The sequence below is a fragment of the Micromonospora zhanjiangensis genome, from assembly GCF_042650605.1.
Classification (GTDB): domain Bacteria; phylum Actinomycetota; class Actinomycetes; order Mycobacteriales; family Micromonosporaceae; genus Micromonospora_J; species Micromonospora_J zhanjiangensis.
In genome coordinates this window covers 1-15,795 of sequence record NZ_JBHSBN010000053.1, presented here as the reverse complement: position 1 = coordinate 15,795, position 15,795 = coordinate 1, and the positions used below count along the sequence as shown (strand labels likewise).

Below are 15,795 nucleotides of genomic sequence, written 5' to 3'. Positions count from 1 at the left end.
CCCGTAGGTGGGCGCGGGCCGGGCGCCTCCGGGAATGGGTGCCGGCTGGCGGTCGTTACATCTGGTCGGCGCCCGCAGCGCCTTCCCCCCCCCCCCCCGGTAGTACGCGGGCGCCCCCCAATCTCTTTCCCCCTTGTTCTTTTGGGCGCCGTTTGTGTGGTGCTTGCACCGGTCTGTGGTTCCCCCATGTGCGGGCTGGTGTCTACCCCCGAATTGGAGCTTTGTGATGAACACGTTGATGCGGAAGAGTCTGCTTGCGGTTACTGGTCTGACGTTCGCCGGTGGTGTGGTCGCCGGTCCGATCGCGCACGCGGTGGCCGCCGAGGCCGCTACCCCGGTGGCGAAGCCGGCCGCCGTGGCTGCTGTGGTGTCGGATAAGCCGTCGCCGGAGAAGCTGATGCCGAACGGCACCCCGAGCGGCAACCAGTCGCGGATCGGCCTGAACGATGAGCAGAAGGCGAACGTGAAGGCGATCGTGGCGGCGACGAAGAAGGCCGGTATGGGCGAGCGTGCCGCGGTGATCTCGATCGCCACGAGCCTGCAGGAGTCGAAGCTGGAGAACCTGGGTCACCTGGGTGACGCCAACGACCACGACTCGTTGGGTCTGTTCCAGCAGCGCCCGTCCAGTGGTTGGGGTTCGCCGGAGCAGATCACCGATCCGGAGTACTCCACCACCGCGTTCCTGAAGGGTCTGAAGCAGATCGACGGTTGGGAGAAGTTGCCGCTGACCGTCGCCGCGCAGAAGGTTCAGGTGTCGGCCTACCCGGACGCCTACGCCCAGTGGGAGACCCAGGCCGCTGACCTGGTCACCCAGTACTGGAACAGCTAAGACAACAACCGAAAGGGCCGGGACCCCCGTACCACCGGGGTCCCGGCCCTTTCGGCGTCCCGGCGTCGCGACCGAGGGACGACATCGACTTCACGAATTTTCGCCGGTACCCCCTGACGCCCGTGCCCGTCGCGCGTACACCTCTATCTCGATCTTCATCCTGGGGTCGGCAAGGCCGCACACGAGCATCGTGGCGGCCGGCCGGACGTCGCCGAAGCAGCGGCGCAGGACCGGCCAGCAGGGCTCGAAATCGTCGCGGTCGGGCAGCAGGTAGCGCACCCGCACCACGTCGGCGAAGGTGCACTCCGCCTCGGTGAGCGCGGTCTCGATGTTGCGCAGGCACTGTTCGGCCTGCTCCACCACGTCGTCGGAGATCGCCATGGTGGCGTAGTCGAACCCGGTCGTCCCGGACACGTGCACCCAGTCGCCGTCCACTACGGCACGGGCATAGCCGATCTGCTCCTCGAAGGTCGAGCCGCTGAGGATCGCGCGTCGCTCTGTCATCTGCCGAACGCTAGGTGCGCGGCGCCGATACGTCCAATACACCCTGTGGCGTCGGCCAAGGTCCGGCTGCTTGAAACACGGGCTGGGCGACGGTCACCAGGGCACCGGGCCCGTGTCCTCGAAGAACCGACCGGTCGGGCCGTCGTCGGGCAGCGTCGCGAGGCGGATCGCGACGGCCGCGCCCTGTTCCGGGGTACGGACGCCCCGGTACCCGTTGAGGTCGGTCGCACAGTAGCCCGGGCAGGCCGCGTTGATCAGAATGTTCGTTCCGTGCAACTCCTTGGCGTACTGAACCGTGACGGCGTTGAGGAACGTCTTCGACGGCGAGTACGCGGCGGAGATCGGGCCGGTCTCGGCGCCCGGCGTGGTCTGTCGGGTGAGCGACCCGACGCCGCTGGACATGTTCACGATCCGCGGCGACGTCGAGCGGCGCAGCAACGGCAGCAGCGCGTTGGTGACCCGGATGACGCCGATCACGTTGGTCTCCACCACCGTCCGAACGATCGCCGGGTCGACCCGGGTGGGCTCCTGCGGCACGCCGCCGGTGATGCCGGCGTTGTTGACCAGCACGTCGAGGCGGCCGGCCCGGTCCCCGACCAGGGTGGCCGCGGCGGCCACGCTCGCGTCGTCCGTCACGTCCAGCGGTACGCCGAACGCGTCGACGCCGGCCGCCCTCAGCTTGGCGACGGCGGCGTCCCGGCGCTCCGCGTCCCGGGCGCCGACGCCGACGCTCCAGCCGAGGGCACCCAGGCCGGCCGCGATCTCGTACCCGATTCCCTTGTTCGCGCCGGTTACCAGCGCGATGGTCTGTTCGCTCATGTCTTGATCCTGTCCGCGCCGCGACGGGAGCTCCAACACCGATCCGGTGGGCGGCGATACCTTCCGGGTATCAGTGCGTCGGGTGTCGGCGTTACCGTGGTCGGCATGGAGACCCGGGAGCTGCGGTACTTCGTCACCGTCGCCGAGGAACTGCATTTCGGCCGGGCCGCCCGGCGGCTCGGCATGGCGCAGCCGCCGCTGTCCCGGGCGATCCGCCAGCTCGAACGCCGACTCGGGGTGGAGCTGCTGGAACGCACCAGCCGCAGCGTCGGGTTGACCGAGGCCGGGTCGGTGCTGCTGCGCGAGGGCCGGGCGGCGCTGGAGGCGGTCGAGGCCGCCGACCGGCGTACCCGTCGCGCGGCCCTCGCCGCCACCGGCCAGCCCGGCCTTGTCCTCGTCACGAAGGCGGGCGCATCCAGCGAGCTGCTGGCGAAACTGCTCGACGCCTACGCCGCCGAACCCGACGCGGTGGCCGTCGACGTACTCCTGTGCGGGATCGGCGAGCAGGAGCGGCTGCTGCGCGACGGCCGGGCCGACGTGGCACTGCTGCACCGACCGTTCGACACGGTGGCCGGCTTCGACACCGAGGAGCTGTGCACCGAGGGACAGATCGTGGTCCTCCCGGCCGGACATCCGCTCACCACCCGGCCCCACGTGCGGATGGCCGACGTGGCCGACCTGCCCGATCTGCCCATGCCGCGATGGCCCGGACGGGACGGCAGCTATCCGGACGGCCCCGGTCCGCAGGTACGCGACCACGCGCAACTGCTCCAGCTGATCGCGCTGGGCCGGGCCTGCGTGATCGTGCCGGAGTCGGTGCGAGCACTGCTGCGCGGCGACCTCGCCGCCGTGCCGGTACTGGACGCGCCGAGGGTCACCACCGTGATCGCCTGGCCGCCGCACAGCCGTTCCCGGGCCGTCGCCGGACTTGTCCGGACCGCCACGGGTCTGTATGACGGGGTCCCGGTCGGCGCCTTGCGCTGATGGGCAGTCCAGTCGAGAGTCCCGCCGTGGGTCCGCACGCCCCCGACGCCGGCCGCCCGGCCGGCACGCAGGCGGCGATACCCGACATGGTGCTCCCCGGCGCCACCGGCGTGCGGACGTCGCTGCTGCGGATGCGCCGCCCGACCCACCATGCCGGCGGTGGTCACTATTGGTGACATCGGTCGGGGCCGGTCCTTCTTTTGGGCCTACATCGAATTCGTAGTAGCTACTACGAATTCGATGTAGGCCCAAAAGAGGTTGTCGTGCCCGCTTCGGCGTCCAGCGCACGTGACGGCTTGATCGCGGCCCGGCGATGGCCGTGCCACCGATGGCCTGCGGGTCCGGATCCGCCACCGCCCGTTGCCGCGCGATCCGGACATCCGGTCGGGGATGTCCGCGCTATGAAGGCCCGTGGGCCGGAATCGCTGCGGGGGTCGGGGCGTTGAATCCCCCTGTACGACCGCAGTAGCGCGCTCCGGTAGGTGGGCGCGGGGCCGAGCCTCCGGGAATGGGTGCCGGCTGGCGGTCGTTACATCTGGCCGGCGCCCGCAGCGCCTTCCCCCCCCCCCCCCCCCCCCCCCCCCCCCCCCCCCCCCCCCCCCCGGCAGTTCGCGGGCGCCCCCATTCTTTTCCCCCTTGTTCTTTTGGGCGCCGTTTGTGTGGTGCTTGCATCCGTTCGCGTGTCCCCCAGCATGCGGGCTGGTGTCTACCCCCGAATTGGAGCTTTGTGATGAACACGTTGATGCGGAAGAGCCTGCTTGCGGTCACTGGTCTGACGTTCGCCGGTGGTGTGGTCGCCGGTCCGATCGCGCACGCGGTGGCCGCCGAGGCCGCCACCCCGGTGGCGAAGCCGGCCGCCGTGGCTGCGGTGGTGTCGGACAAGCCGGCCCCGGAGAAGCTGATGCCGAACGGCACCCCGAGCGGCAACCAGTCGCAGATCGGCCTGAACGATGAGCAGAAGGCGAACGTGAAGGCGATCGTGGCGGCGACGAAGAAGGCCGGTATGGACGAGCGTGCCGCGGTGATCTCGATCGCCACGAGCCTGCAGGAGTCGAAGCTGGAGAACCTGGGTCACCTGGGTGACGCCAACGACCACGACTCGTTGGGTCTGTTCCAGCAGCGCCCGTCCAGTGGTTGGGGTTCGCCGGAGCAGATCACCGATCCGGAGTACTCCACCATCGCGTTCCTGAAGGGTCTGAAGCAGATCGACGGTTGGGAGAAGTTGCCGTTGACCGTGGCCGCGCAGAAGGTTCAGGTGTCGGCCTACCCGGACGCCTACGCCCAGTGGGAGACCCAGGCCGCTGACCTGGTCACCCAGTACTGGAACAGCTAAGCCAACCGAACACCCGAACCAAGGAAGGGCCGGGATCCCGTACCGCGGGGGTCCCGGCCCTTTTCGGCGTCCGTGGGTCGCGGCCGTGACCGCCGGGCGGTCCCGGCGGGGTCAGTGGCCGCGGCCGAAAGTCACGGTGGGGTGGGCCGGCGTGCCCGGCGTGGACATCAAGCCTGACGGGCCACGCCGGGCACACCGGCCCACCCCCCAACCGACGCCACCCCAACCCAGGAAAACATCAGCGACCCACCCCCGACGAGCCGCCCTGTCAGGGAGCGACCGGCGGCGGGTGGGGAAGCGGATGGGCGCCCTCCGGACGCAGCCCGTCGAAGATGATGGCGAGGTACCGCCGCCACAGATCGGGCGGTGCGTCGGCCAGGTAGCTCGTGACGTGGTTCGGCGCGCACATCAGCAGGATGACGTCGGTGCCGGTGACGTCGGCCCGGACGGCGCCGTGCTCGCGGGCCCGGTCGACCAGCCGGTGCACGGTGCCGAACATGCGTTCCCGGGCCCGGGTGACCTCGGCGGTCAGTTCGCCGGCCTGTTGCAGGAACGACAGGTCGCGTTGCTTCTGCTGCTCGGCCGCCACGCCGAGGAACTCCAGCAGCGCGGCTCCCGGGTCCGCCGCGTCGAGCAGCCGCTCGCCGACCGTGTCCAGGGCGTCGAGCCGGTCCACCACGATGGCGGCGAGCAGGTCGTCCTTCGTCGGGAAGTGGCGGAAGACGGTGCCCTTGCCGACGCCGGCCCGGTGGGCGATGTCGGCGACCGAGGCGTCCAGGCCCCGTTCCGCGAACTCGTCCGCCGCGGCCGCGAGCAGCAGGCGCCGGTTACGGGCGGCGTCCGCGCGCAGGGGTCGGGTCGTGGTCACGCACCGACCCTAACAAGTTGACCGCCCGGTCCGCTTATTGCTACGGTGGCGCCTCGACCTAAGGTGACCGCCCGGTCCGTTTAGTGGGGAGAAGACCGTGAGAGCAGTTGTCGCGACGAGCTACGGACCGCCCGAGCAGTACACGGTGACCGACCTTCCGGCGCCCCGGCCAGGGCCGGGACAGATCCAGGTCAGGATCGCCGCCGCCTCGATCAACCCGGCCGACGTCCGGCTGCCCGGCGGCGAATTCCGGGACAGCGTCCCGCTCAGCTTCCCGCACGTACCGGGCAACGACTTCGCCGGCACGGTCAGCGAGGTCGGCGCCGGCGTGACCGCGTACCGGGTGGGTGACGAGATCTTCGGCCAGGCCGTGCCGCGGGCGCTGCGCGCGATGGCCGGCGCGACCCGACCCTCGCTGAGCACCGGCTCGCTGGCCGAGTACGCCGTCTTCGAGGCCGACACCCCCTTCCTGGCGCACCGGCCGGCGGGCCTCGACATCGAAGCCGCTGCCGCCCTGCCCACCGTCGGCCTGACCGCGCGGGCGCTGATGACCACCGCGCGGGTGCGACCCGGCGAGACGGTCCTGGTCGTCGGCGCCACCGGCGGGGTGGGCACCGCCGTGGTCCCGCTGCTCGCGGCGGCGGGGGCGCGGGTGGTCGCCACCGCGACCACCGCCGACGCGGACCTGCTGCGGGCCCTCGGCGCCGAGGAGACCATCGGGTACGCCGCATCGGCGTACCCGGACGGGGTAGACCTCGCGATGAACCTGACCCTGCCGAGCGACCAGCTCACCGGGGTCGCCGCCGCCGTCCGTCCGGGCGGACGGCTGCTCACCATCACCTTCCCGGTGCCGCGACCGGAGTGGCTCGGCCGCGAGGACGTCGAGCTGCACTTCGTCCTGGACATGGACGGCACCCTCGGCGGCATGCGCGAGGTCGGTGAGCTGGCGGCCCGCGGCGACCTGCCGGCCACGATCGGCCGGCGGTACACGCTGGACGAGGGCCCTCGGGCCTGCGCCGACTTCCTCCGCCGGCACACCACCGGGAAACTCGTCGTCACGGTCCGATAATGATCGGCATGAGTGTTGCGACGATCCGTCCCTACCGGTCCGACGACGGCCCGATCCTGTCCGCCATCGTGCGGCGCTGCCTGCGCGAGGTGAACAGCCGGGACTACCCGGCGGACGTCATCGACCGGATGTGCCGGCACTTCACGGCCGAGCGGTTCGACCAGCTCGCGACGGTCCGGCAGGTCTGGGTGTTGGAGGAGGCCGGCACGCCCGTCGGGACCGTCTCCCGGGACGGCAACAAGGTGTTCACCATGTTCGTCGACCCCGACCGGGCGGGGCAGGGCATCGGGCGGCGGCTCATGACGCACATCGAGGAGTTGGCCGCCGCGGACGGCCACGATCACATGGAGACCGGGGCCAGCATCAGCGGGTACGGCTTCTACCACCGGATCGGCTACGTTGACGTCCGTGAGTCGGACACCGAGTTCGGCCTGAACTACATCCTGCGCAAGCCGCTGCGCCGCTGACCGGTCACCTTCCGAATTCGAAAAAGTGTCGGTGGGACGGTCTAGGCTCCCGGCCCGTCGATCAACGTCCGACAACAGGAGGCAGGTAACGATGGCCGAAGTCGTGCTGTTCCACCACGTGCAGGGTCTCACCGACGGCGTGCGCGGCTTCGCCGACCGGCTGCGGGCCGGCGGACACACCGTGCACACCCCCGACCTGTTCGACGGCGAGCGTCCGACCACCCTCGAGGAGGGCATGGCGCTGACCCGGCGGATCGGCGACCAGACCCTCGGTGAGCGTGCTGCCCGCGTCGTGGCCGACCTGCCGGACGGACTGGCGTACGCCGGCATCTCCTACGGCGCGGCCCTGGCCCAGCGGTTCGCCCAGACCCGGCCCGGCGCGCGGGGAGCGCTGCTCTACGACTCCTGCCTCCCGATCAGCGGCGAGTGGGCGATCGGCCCGTGGCCGGCCGGGGTGCCGGTGCAGATCCACGGCATGGACGCCGACCCGATCTTCGCCCTGGAGGGCGACATCGACGCCGCCCGCGAACTGGTCAAGACCGTGGGGCCGGAGCTGGCCGAGCTGTACGTCTACCCGGGCGACAAGCACCTGTTCACCGACAGCTCCCTGCCGTCGTACGACGCGGACGCCACGGAGCTGGTGGTACGCCGCTCGCTGGAGCTGCTCGACCGGCTGGGCTGATCACCGCCTAGCGTTCCCGGCCAGCCGTCCACGGCCGGAGCTTCTCCGGGTTGCGGACCGCCCACAGGTGGGTGATCCGGTCGCCCGCGACGTCGAACGCCAGCACCGTCACGGTGACGCCGTCCTGCTGGGCCACCAGGCCGGGCTGGCCGTTGACCGTCCGCTCCAGGATCGTCAGGTCGGGCACCAGGGCGGCGACCTCGATCGTGTAGCGGGCGATCTGCCGGGCGCCGTGGATCGGGTGCAGCATGGCGTGGGCCAGACCGCCGCCGTCGGCGATCACCGTGGCATCCGGGTCGAGCAGGCCCACGAGTGCCTCGATGTCCTTGGCCTCCCAGGCCCGCTTGAAGGCCCGGACGACCTCGGCCTGCCGGGCCGTCGGCGCCGTGCCGGTCCGCGCCGCGCGGACCCGCCGGCGGGCGGACACCGCCAGTTGGCGACAGGCCGCCGGGGTACGGCCGACGATCTCGGCGACCTCCGCGAAGGTGTGGCAGAAGACGTCGTGCAGGATGAACGTGACCCGCTCCGCCGGGGTCATCGATTCGAGCACGACGAGAAAGGCCATGCCGACCGACTCGTCGAGGGTGACCCGGTCGGCCGGGTCGGGCGTGCCACCGTCCGGCCGGCCACTGATCCACTCGCCCCGGTCGGGCAGCGGCTCGGGGATCCACTCGCCCACGTAGCGCTCACGGCGTACCCGGGCCGAGCGGAGCACGTCGAGGCAGATGCGGCTGGCGACCGTCGTCAGCCAGCCGCCGGGGGACTCGATGTCCGCCCGCCGCGCCGGGGTCATCGCGTACCAGCGGGCGTAGGTTTCCTGGACGACGTCCTCGGCCTCGGCCAGCGAGCCGAGCATCCGGTACGCCAGGTTGGTCAGGTGCCGCCGCTCGTCCGCGATCGCGCCCAGGCCCGGGTCGGTCCGGTCCCCTCCCGGCTCGGACTGGCTGCTCACGATGTCGACCACTCCTTCGATCTGGCTGTCTCCACCAGTTCGACGAAACACCGGGCCGAACTGTGCGGTCGGCCCGCCGCCTCACACTCGCGGCGGTGCCGTCGTCGGAGCACCGAGACACCAACCGGTCTCGGCCACGCGCACAACGAAGGGGACCACACCGCGATGTCCACGTACACGATGCCCGGGCCGGACGAACTCCGGTCGCGGCTGCCCGACCCGATGCAGTTCTTCCCGGAGCTGGGCGAGGTCGCCACCGGCATGACCCGAGCCGTCCACAACGGCGCGATCCCGCGCACCACCATCGGCCTGGTCCAGCTCCGCGCCGGACAGATCGTCGGCAGCACGTACCACACGGTCCGGCAGACCGGCGACCTGCGCAACGCCGGGGAGACGGAGGAACGCATCACCGCCGTGGCGTCCTGGCGGGACGCGCCGTACTTCACCGCCGCCGAACGGGTGGCGCTGGAACTCGTAGAGGCGATCCTCGCCCCGGACGGGCCGGGGGAGCGCGTCCCGGACGAGCTCTACGCCCGGGCGACCGCCTGCTACGACGACAAGGCGCTCTGGACGCTGATCCTGGTGATCAGCCAGATCTGCTTCTTCATCCCGGTGGCGCTCGTCGCCAGGCCGATCCCCGGCATGCCGTTCGGCAAGAACTACCGCACCTGACAACGGGGGCTCGGGGTGAGGCGCGGCCCGCCGCGTCTCACCCCGAGCGGCGTCCGATTCAGCGCCACATCACGGTCGTCCCCCGGGGAAGGCCCGGGGGACGCTCGCCACGGCAGGGTCAGAAGACCGGTACGCCCTCGCGGACCAGTCGCCAGTTCTGCTGGAAGAAGTCGGCCGGGTCGATCCGGCCCTTGGCCTGCGCCCAGTCGATGAGCAGCTGACGGATCTCCTTCTGCTCGTTGTAGACCTGGGTCTTCACGATGCCGGGGAAGTTGCCGCCACCGCTGCGCCGGTAGTTGTTCACCGCCACCACGAACTGCTCGCCGTCGCCGACCGGGGTGTCCGTACCGGCGTGGGTGAGCGTGGTGATCCGCTGGCCCACCGGCTTGCTGATGTCGATGTCGTAGTCGACGCCGGACAACACGTCGTAGTTGTAGTCCGGGATGTTCGGGTCGTTGATCTGCGCCGGGTCGACCGGCGCGCCGGGGCCGAGGGTCCGGAAGTACTTCGCCGAGTACTCCAGGTAGGCCCGCACCTCGGCGCCGCTGAGCACGACGGCTTCGAGGGTGTTGTCGTAGATGTAGAGGCCGGCCACGTCACGGATCTTGACGTCACCGGCGGGGAAGACCGCGGTCCGGCTGAACGGCGCCGCGATCGACAGCACCGGCAGGGCGGCGTACTGGCCGCCGGCCAGGGCGCGGGTGACGTCGTCGGTCTGCACCTTGTTGATGTAGTCCAGGATCGGGGTGTCCCGGTAGCGGGACTCCGCCGCCGACAACTCGGTGGTCGACTGCGCGACGACCTGGTTGACGTACGCCACGGTCTTGGTGTGCTGGGCCTTGACGGCCGCGAGGACCTTCGGGTCCTCGACCACCGTGTTGGTGTTCAGCATGGTGGCGTGCTTGGCGGTGACCGTCCAGCGGCCGCCCGCCCGGGCGAGGGTGAAGTCCATCCGGGTGAGCCGCTGGCCCCACTTGGACGGCTCGGAGGTGAGCACCTGCGCGCCGGTCTGCTCGTTGGTCACGAACTTCTCGGGGATCTCGTTGTGCGCGTGCCCGAACAGGATCGCGTCGATGCCCGGCACCTGCTGGGCGATCAGCGCGGTCGGGTTCTCGTTCGGCAGCTCCGGGCCGTAGCTGGAGATGCCGTTGTCGCCGCCGTGCGCCGAGATCAGCACGATGTCCGCGCCGCGCGCCCGCATGATCGGGACGTACTTCCTCGCGGTGGCGATCATGTCCTCGAACCGCAGCTTGCCCTCGACGTTGCCCTTGTCCCAGATCGCCACGCCGGGGTTGGTCAGGCCGAGGATGCCGACCCGCAGGGTGGGCGCGCCGAAGCCGAGGTGCACCTTCTTGATGACGTACGGCAGGAAGGCCGGCTTGCCGGTCTTCTCGTTGACCGCGTTCGCGGCCAGCGCCGGGAAGCCGAGCTGGCGGATCCACAGGTCCAGCAGCGGCAGCCCGTAGTTGAACTCGTGGTTGCCGAGGGTGACCGCGTCGTAGTCGATCACGTTCATCGCGCGGGCCATCGGGTGCTTCTGGTGGGTTTCGGTGATCGGCTCCTGCTTGGCGTAGTAGGTCGCCAGCGGGGTGCCCTGGATGGTGTCACCGGCGTCGAGCACCAGCGTGGCCCGGCCACGCCGTTCGGCCCGAATCCGGTTGACCAGGGTCGCGACCTTGGCCAGCCCGACGTCGTTGTGTGCCGAGTCGTCGTACTCGGCGTCCTTGTAGTAGTCCCAGTTGTAGACGTTGCCGTGGGTGTCCGAGGTGCCCAGGACGGTCAGGTCCCAGGTCTTCGGCTGAGACGGCCGTTGCTGCGCCCGCGCGGGACCGCTGGCCACCAGGGGGACGGCCGCGGCCGCCGCCGCGACGGCCAGCACGTTGCGCCGCGAGGTGCCGGAGGGGAAGGTCATCGACGAGCCTTTCCTGAAAGGTCTGAACGCGCCTCGTGGGCGCCGACGGGCACGATAACCAGCGTTTCCGGATCGCGCCAGAGCGCCCCCGACGTCGCCGCACCGCCGCAACGTCCCGCATACCGCCTGTTCACACACCCCCCGGAGGCGGGTGTCCGCTATGTCGCCGTCCGCCGTGGCCCGCCCCACACCCGCGACCCGCGCCGGGCCGCCCGCACCCCGGAATGCCGGGCCGCCGGGCATGGTTACATCCCCCGTACGACCGCAGGAGCGCCCGTCGGCAGCCCCGGTCGTGCACCCCCTCGCGAATCCGGGCCCACCCCCATGGGCGTCGCGGTTCGCACCCCCGATCAGGAAGGTGACGTCCTCATGAACTTCACCGCGATCACCAAGACCGCCCTGACCCGCAAGTCCGTCGTGGCCGCCGCCGGGCTGGCCTTCGCCGGTGGTGTGGTGGCCGGCCCGCTGGCCACCGTCACCGGCGGTGAGCGTCCGGCGATGCAGCCGGCCGCGGTGACCCAGACCATCACCCAGGCCGACAAGCCAAGCGCAGACAAGCTGATGCCGAACGGCACCCCGAGTGGCAAGCAGTCGCGGATCGGCCTGAACGATGAGCAGAAGGCGAACGTGAAGGCGATCGTGGCGGCGACGAAGAAGGCCGGGATGGACGAGCGTGCCGCGGTGATCTCGATCGCCACGAGCCTGCAGGAGTCGAAGCTGGAGAACCTGGGTCACCTGGGTGCCGCCAACGACCACGACTCGTTGGGTCTGTTCCAGCAGCGCCCGTCCAGTGGTTGGGGTTCGCCGGAGCAGATCACCGATCCGGAGTACTCCACCATCGCGTTCCTGAAGGGTCTGAAGCAGATCGACGGTTGGGAGAAGTTGCCGTTGACCGTGGCCGCGCAGAAGGTTCAGGTGTCGGCCTACCCGGACGCCTACGCCCAGTGGGAGACCCAGGCCGCTGACCTGGTCACCCAGTACTGGAACAGCTAACACAGCAGGTAACAACAACCGAAAGGGTCGGGACCCCCGTACCACCGGGGTCCCGGCCCTTTTCGGCATCCGCTGGTCGCGGCCCGGATGGTCACGGCGAGGGTGGGCCGGCGTGCCCGGCGTGGACATCAAGCCTGACGGGCCACGCCGGGCACGTCGGCCCACCCCCCAACCACAAGCCGGGCCCACCGGCCCACCACAACCTCACCCGAACAACCCGTAAGACTTCAGGCCGACAGCGTTGGACGCCTTGTCGATCCCACCCATCATCCGACTCGCCCCCGGCAGATGCGGCATCACCCGCATCGACTGGTTGCGCAGCCAGATGCCGGCCCGGCTGCTCGGCGCGAACCCCCGCAACCCGCCCGGCAACCCCTTCTGGTTGGCCGCGACGTAGTCACGCATCTCGTTCTCGTACGCGGCGAACGCCACCCGGTGGTCCCCGCCGGCCGCCGCCAGCTCGCCGGCCAGCACGTACGCCCCGACCAGCGCCATGCTGGTGCCCATCCCGATCGATCCGCCGAACGCCGCGTCGCCGAGCAGCACCGACCGGCCCCGGGACCAGCCGTCGACGCGTACCTCGCCAACCCGGGCGAAGTACAGGTCGTCGGTGTCCCGCAACTGCTCCAGCAGGTGGGGCAGCTCCCAGCCGGCACCGGCGTACACCCGGGCCAGCAGGGCCTTCCGACCGGCCAGGTCGAGCCGGGTGTACGAGCGGTCCGGGGTGACGAAGGCCAGCATGGCCCGGACCTCGCCGGTGTCGCCGAGCGGGTAGAGCAGGGTCACCCGGCCACCGACGCCGTTGCCGGCCGGCAGGTTGTGCATCAGCTCCCAGCCGTCCAGCCGCAGTCGCGTGCGGGCGGGGAAGTAGGTCGAGTAGTAGCCGAGGTCGCGGACGTACCGGGACTCGTCGCCGAACGCGTGCGCGCGGACCCCGGACCGGATCCCGTCGGCGCCGACGACCAGGTCGAACACCTGCGCCGGGGCCCGTTCGAAGGTCACCTTGACCCCGTCGTCGCCGTCGACCAGGCCGGTGATGTGATCGCCGTAGCGGTACTCCACGCCGTCGCCGCCCGCCTCCATCAGGATACGGACCAGGTCGGACCGCAGGATCTCCAACTCGGCGATGATCCCGCCCGAGTCGCCCAGCAGGTCGCCGCCCATGGTCGCCACCCGCCGACCGCGATCGTCTACGTACGCGATGCCGTGCGTACCGGTGTGGTGGGCCCGGACGGCGTCCAGCACGCCCATCCGGTCGACGACCTGGCGGGCCGTGCCGCGGATGTCGATCGCCTGCCCGCCCGGGCGCGGCGCCGGGGCCCGCTCGACGATGGTGGGGGTGAAGCCGTGCCGGCGCAGCCAGTACGCCAGGGCCGGCCCGGCGATGCCCGCGCCGGAGATGAGAACGGTGCCCCGTCGCATGCCAACTCCTTCTGTCGAAACGACTCGTGTACGGCGTACAGTAAGTGCGCGTACAGCGTCCCGCCAGCGCCGCCCTAGTGCACCGAAATGGCGCTGGCAGAAGCGGTGGAGACCGGTGCCGTAGGCCGGGTAAGCGCACTAGGACGGGAGAGCGGATGAACGAGTCAGCGCCCTACCGGCGGATCGTCGCCGAGATCAGGGCCCGGATCGACGGTGGGGACCTGCGGCCGGGGGAGCGGGTGCCGTCGACCCGGCAGATCGTGCGCGAGTGGGGGGTCGCGATGGCCACCGCGACCAGGGTGATCACCGTCCTCCGCGACGAGGGACTGGTGGACACCCGACCGGGTGCCGGGACGGTGGTCCGGGAGCGGTCCGGTGGCCCGGCGCCGGCCGCGAGCCGGCGGGCCCGCCGGGAACCGGACCTCGACCAGGAGCGCGTCGTCCGGGTGGCCGTGACCGTCGCCGACGCGGAAGGGCTGGCCGCGCTCACCATGCGCCGGTTGGCCACCGAGCTGGGGGTGGCCACCATGTCGCTCTACCGGCACGTCGTCGGTCGGGACGCCCTCACCCTGCTGATGGTCGACGCGGTGCTGGCCGAGGAGCAGTTCCCGCCGGAGCGGGCACCGAACGGCTGGCGGGCCCGGCTGGAGGCGGCGGCCAGGAGCATGTGGACGGTCTTCCGCCGGCACCCGTGGGCGGCCGAGGCGATGTCGATGACCCGGCCGCAGGTAATGCCGAGCCTGTTCCGGTACGCCGAGTGGACCCTGGGCACGCTGCGCGAGATGGGCCTGACACCGAACGACATGATGCGGACCCACATCGTGTTCTTCGGCTACGTGCGCAGCACGGCCCTGAGCCTGCAGGCGGAGGATCAGGCCCTGCGGGACACCGGATTGACCAACGACGAGTGGATGGACAGCCAGGGCGAGCACATGCACCGGGCGATCAGCACCGGCCAATACCCGACCATGCGGTTCGTGCTGAGCCAGCCGTTCGACTTCGACCTCGACACGCTGTTCGAGTTCGGCCTGTCCCGGCTGCTCGACGGCGTGGCCGCCGCCCTGCCCCACCCGGCCTGATCGGATCGTGGGCCGACCACCGCGGTCACCCGGCTGTCGACCGGCCGGAATCGGACCGGCCCGACGTGAGCCGCATGGCCGGCTCGCTCCGGCGGGTGAACCCCAGCGACCGGTAGAGCGGCTCGGCCTCGGCGGTGGCACTGAGATCAATCTTGCGGACGTCGCGGCGGCGGTACCAGGACAGCAACTCCGCCACGCAGGCCCGCGCGTAGCCGCGCCGCCGGTGGCCGGGATCGGTCGCCACGTTGAACAGGTAACCGACCCGACCGCTCGGGTTCTCCGGCCCGCCGAGCCGGGACTCGATGGTGCCCACCGCGCAGGCCACCAGCGCGCCGGGACGATCGGGCGCGTCGACCACGTACGCCGCCATCGTCGCGTCGGTGTCCGGACCGGCCAACCGTTCCCGCAGGGTCTGTGCCGCCAACCGCTGCCACTCACCGGGGGCAGGCGCTCGCCCACCGGTGCGGGTCAGCAGGACACCGCGCAGGCGGACCAGCTCGGCGGCGTCGTCCGGCCCCGCCGCCCGTACCTCGATCACGCCAGCACCCTAACCGCCCGGGCCGACCGTCCGCGCTCGGGTTTCGGCCCCGGCTCCCCGACCGCCGCCCGACCGCCGCCCCGGACACAATTCCGACGATCGTCACCACCGGTGACATCGGCCGGAACGACGTTGTCGTGCCCGCATCGGTAACCCACGCGCACGTCGGGGCCCCGTTCCGACCCGTCCACCGCCGTTCCCCGCACGGCCCCGCTGTCCGAGTCCGCCGCGGGCGCACCCGCGCGGACCGGACATCCGGTCACGAATGTCCGCGCTATGAAGGCCCGCCGGCCGGAATCGCTGCGGGGGTCGGGGCGTTGAATCCTCCCGTACGACCGCAGTAGCGCGCTCCGGTAGGTGGGCGCGGGCCGGGCGCCCGGGGAATGGGTGCCGGCTGGCGGTCGTTACACCTGGCCGGCGCCCGCAGCGCCTTCCCCCCGGCAGTTCGCGGGCGCCCCCCCATTCTTTCCCCCATGTTCTTTGAGCGCCGTTTGTGTGGTGCTTGCACCGGTCTGTGGTTCCCCCTTGTGGCGGGCTGGTGCCTAACCCCCGAATTGGAGCTTTGTGATGAACACGTTGATGCGGAAGAGCCTGCTTGCGGTTACTGGTCTGACGTTCGCCGGTGGTGTGGTCGCCGGTCCGATCGCGCACGCGGTGGCCGCCGAGGCCGCC

At 71.0% G+C, this 15,795-nt stretch carries 17 protein-coding genes; 10 read left to right on the top strand and 7 right to left on the bottom strand.

Annotated features, from left to right (window positions below):
* Positions 1–226: 226 nt before the first annotated feature.
* The gene (locus ACFOX0_RS32950; protein WP_377553368.1) at positions 227–829 is read left to right on the top strand and encodes a hypothetical protein; all 603 of its coding nucleotides are present in this window, start codon (positions 227–229) and stop codon (positions 827–829) included.
* Positions 830–919: 90 nt separating this feature from the next.
* Here ACFOX0_RS32950 and ACFOX0_RS32945 read toward each other — a convergent pair whose 3' ends face one another.
* Both ACFOX0_RS32945 and ACFOX0_RS32940 read right to left on the bottom strand, forming a co-directional pair.
* Positions 920–1,333 carry a RidA family protein gene (locus ACFOX0_RS32945; RefSeq protein WP_377553366.1) on the bottom strand — a complete coding sequence of 138 codons (414 nt, stop codon included), beginning with the start codon at positions 1,331–1,333 and terminating at the stop codon, positions 920–922.
* A 93-nt stretch (positions 1,334–1,426) separates the two neighbouring features.
* A complete protein-coding gene (locus ACFOX0_RS32940) occupies positions 1,427–2,152 on the bottom strand; it encodes an SDR family oxidoreductase (RefSeq protein WP_377553365.1) in 726 nt (241 codons plus the stop codon).
* Between the two features lie 105 nt (positions 2,153–2,257).
* On the opposite strand from ACFOX0_RS32940, the gene ACFOX0_RS32935 reads away from it, so the two are divergent.
* The 3 genes from ACFOX0_RS32935 (at position 2,258) to ACFOX0_RS32925 (ending at position 4,469) form a co-directional block, all read left to right on the top strand.
* Positions 2,258–3,136 carry a LysR family transcriptional regulator gene (locus tag ACFOX0_RS32935; protein ID WP_377553363.1) on the top strand — a complete coding sequence of 293 codons (879 nt, stop codon included), beginning with the start codon at positions 2,258–2,260 and terminating at the stop codon, positions 3,134–3,136.
* 26 nt (positions 3,137–3,162) lie between these two features.
* Complete coding sequence (locus tag ACFOX0_RS32930) at positions 3,163–3,312, top strand: hypothetical protein (protein ID WP_377553361.1); 150 nt, start codon at positions 3,163–3,165, stop codon at positions 3,310–3,312.
* Between the two features lie 554 nt (positions 3,313–3,866).
* A complete protein-coding gene (locus ACFOX0_RS32925; RefSeq protein WP_377553360.1) occupies positions 3,867–4,469 on the top strand; it encodes a hypothetical protein in 603 nt (200 codons plus the stop codon).
* A 268-nt stretch (positions 4,470–4,737) separates the two neighbouring features.
* On the opposite strand, the gene ACFOX0_RS32920 is transcribed toward ACFOX0_RS32925, so the two are convergent.
* A complete protein-coding gene (locus tag ACFOX0_RS32920; RefSeq protein WP_377553358.1) occupies positions 4,738–5,337 on the bottom strand; it encodes a TetR/AcrR family transcriptional regulator in 600 nt (199 codons plus the stop codon).
* Positions 5,338–5,434: 97 nt separating this feature from the next.
* Between ACFOX0_RS32920 and ACFOX0_RS32915 the strand changes: the two genes are divergently transcribed.
* The 3 genes from ACFOX0_RS32915 (at position 5,435) to ACFOX0_RS32905 (ending at position 7,555) form a co-directional block, all read left to right on the top strand.
* Positions 5,435–6,406 carry an NADP-dependent oxidoreductase gene (locus ACFOX0_RS32915; RefSeq protein WP_377553356.1) on the top strand — a complete coding sequence of 324 codons (972 nt, stop codon included), beginning with the start codon at positions 5,435–5,437 and terminating at the stop codon, positions 6,404–6,406.
* Between the two features lie 8 nt (positions 6,407–6,414).
* Entirely contained in the window at positions 6,415–6,873 is a 459-nt protein-coding gene (locus ACFOX0_RS32910; RefSeq protein ID WP_377553354.1) for a GNAT family N-acetyltransferase, read from the top strand.
* A gap of 91 nt (positions 6,874–6,964) precedes the next feature.
* A complete protein-coding gene (locus ACFOX0_RS32905) occupies positions 6,965–7,555 on the top strand; it encodes a dienelactone hydrolase family protein (RefSeq protein WP_377553352.1) in 591 nt (196 codons plus the stop codon).
* A gap of 7 nt (positions 7,556–7,562) precedes the next feature.
* Here the strand turns inward: ACFOX0_RS32905 and sigJ are convergent, their stop codons facing one another.
* A complete protein-coding gene (gene sigJ / locus ACFOX0_RS32900; RefSeq protein ID WP_377553350.1) occupies positions 7,563–8,507 on the bottom strand; it encodes an RNA polymerase sigma factor SigJ in 945 nt (314 codons plus the stop codon).
* Positions 8,508–8,672: 165 nt separating this feature from the next.
* Here sigJ and ACFOX0_RS32895 point away from each other — a divergent pair, with 165 nt between their 5' ends.
* Positions 8,673–9,179, top strand: a complete 507-nt coding sequence (locus ACFOX0_RS32895; protein ID WP_377553348.1) for a carboxymuconolactone decarboxylase family protein — start codon at positions 8,673–8,675, stop codon at positions 9,177–9,179.
* Positions 9,180–9,297: 118 nt separating this feature from the next.
* Here the strand turns inward: ACFOX0_RS32895 and ACFOX0_RS32890 are convergent, their stop codons facing one another.
* Positions 9,298–11,091 carry a bifunctional metallophosphatase/5'-nucleotidase gene (locus ACFOX0_RS32890; RefSeq protein WP_377553346.1) on the bottom strand — a complete coding sequence of 598 codons (1,794 nt, stop codon included), beginning with the start codon at positions 11,089–11,091 and terminating at the stop codon, positions 9,298–9,300.
* Positions 11,092–11,460: 369 nt separating this feature from the next.
* On the opposite strand from ACFOX0_RS32890, the gene ACFOX0_RS32885 reads away from it, so the two are divergent.
* Entirely contained in the window at positions 11,461–12,084 is a 624-nt protein-coding gene (locus tag ACFOX0_RS32885) for a hypothetical protein (RefSeq protein WP_377553344.1), read from the top strand.
* A 204-nt stretch (positions 12,085–12,288) separates the two neighbouring features.
* On the opposite strand, the gene ACFOX0_RS32880 is transcribed toward ACFOX0_RS32885, so the two are convergent.
* Positions 12,289–13,506 carry an FAD-dependent monooxygenase gene (locus ACFOX0_RS32880; protein ID WP_377553342.1) on the bottom strand — a complete coding sequence of 406 codons (1,218 nt, stop codon included), beginning with the start codon at positions 13,504–13,506 and terminating at the stop codon, positions 12,289–12,291.
* A gap of 155 nt (positions 13,507–13,661) precedes the next feature.
* Between ACFOX0_RS32880 and ACFOX0_RS32875 the strand changes: the two genes are divergently transcribed.
* Complete coding sequence (locus ACFOX0_RS32875) at positions 13,662–14,585, top strand: TetR/AcrR family transcriptional regulator C-terminal domain-containing protein (protein WP_377553340.1); 924 nt, start codon at positions 13,662–13,664, stop codon at positions 14,583–14,585.
* A 25-nt stretch (positions 14,586–14,610) separates the two neighbouring features.
* On the opposite strand, the gene ACFOX0_RS32870 is transcribed toward ACFOX0_RS32875, so the two are convergent.
* Positions 14,611–15,123 (bottom strand): GNAT family N-acetyltransferase, encoded by a 513-nt coding sequence (locus ACFOX0_RS32870; RefSeq protein WP_377553338.1) that lies wholly within the window; start codon positions 15,121–15,123, stop codon positions 14,611–14,613.
* Between the last annotated feature and the right edge of the window lie 672 nt (positions 15,124–15,795).

Coding starts and splice junctions, on each gene's coding strand:
- ACFOX0_RS32950 (WP_377553368.1), top strand. CDS start 227: ATGAACACGTTGATGCGGAAGAGTCTGCTTGCGGTTACTGGTCTGACG.
- ACFOX0_RS32945 (WP_377553366.1), bottom strand. CDS start 1,333: ATGACAGAGCGACGCGCGATCCTCAGCGGCTCGACCTTCGAGGAGCAG.
- ACFOX0_RS32940 (WP_377553365.1), bottom strand. CDS start 2,152: ATGAGCGAACAGACCATCGCGCTGGTAACCGGCGCGAACAAGGGAATC.
- ACFOX0_RS32935 (WP_377553363.1), top strand. CDS start 2,258: ATGGAGACCCGGGAGCTGCGGTACTTCGTCACCGTCGCCGAGGAACTG.
- ACFOX0_RS32925 (WP_377553360.1), top strand. CDS start 3,867: ATGAACACGTTGATGCGGAAGAGCCTGCTTGCGGTCACTGGTCTGACG.
- ACFOX0_RS32910 (WP_377553354.1), top strand. CDS start 6,415: ATGAGTGTTGCGACGATCCGTCCCTACCGGTCCGACGACGGCCCGATC.
- ACFOX0_RS32905 (WP_377553352.1), top strand. CDS start 6,965: ATGGCCGAAGTCGTGCTGTTCCACCACGTGCAGGGTCTCACCGACGGC.
- ACFOX0_RS32895 (WP_377553348.1), top strand. CDS start 8,673: ATGTCCACGTACACGATGCCCGGGCCGGACGAACTCCGGTCGCGGCTG.
- ACFOX0_RS32890 (WP_377553346.1), bottom strand. CDS start 11,091: ATGACCTTCCCCTCCGGCACCTCGCGGCGCAACGTGCTGGCCGTCGCG.
- ACFOX0_RS32885 (WP_377553344.1), top strand. CDS start 11,461: ATGAACTTCACCGCGATCACCAAGACCGCCCTGACCCGCAAGTCCGTC.
- ACFOX0_RS32880 (WP_377553342.1), bottom strand. CDS start 13,506: ATGCGACGGGGCACCGTTCTCATCTCCGGCGCGGGCATCGCCGGGCCG.
- ACFOX0_RS32875 (WP_377553340.1), top strand. CDS start 13,662: ATGAACGAGTCAGCGCCCTACCGGCGGATCGTCGCCGAGATCAGGGCC.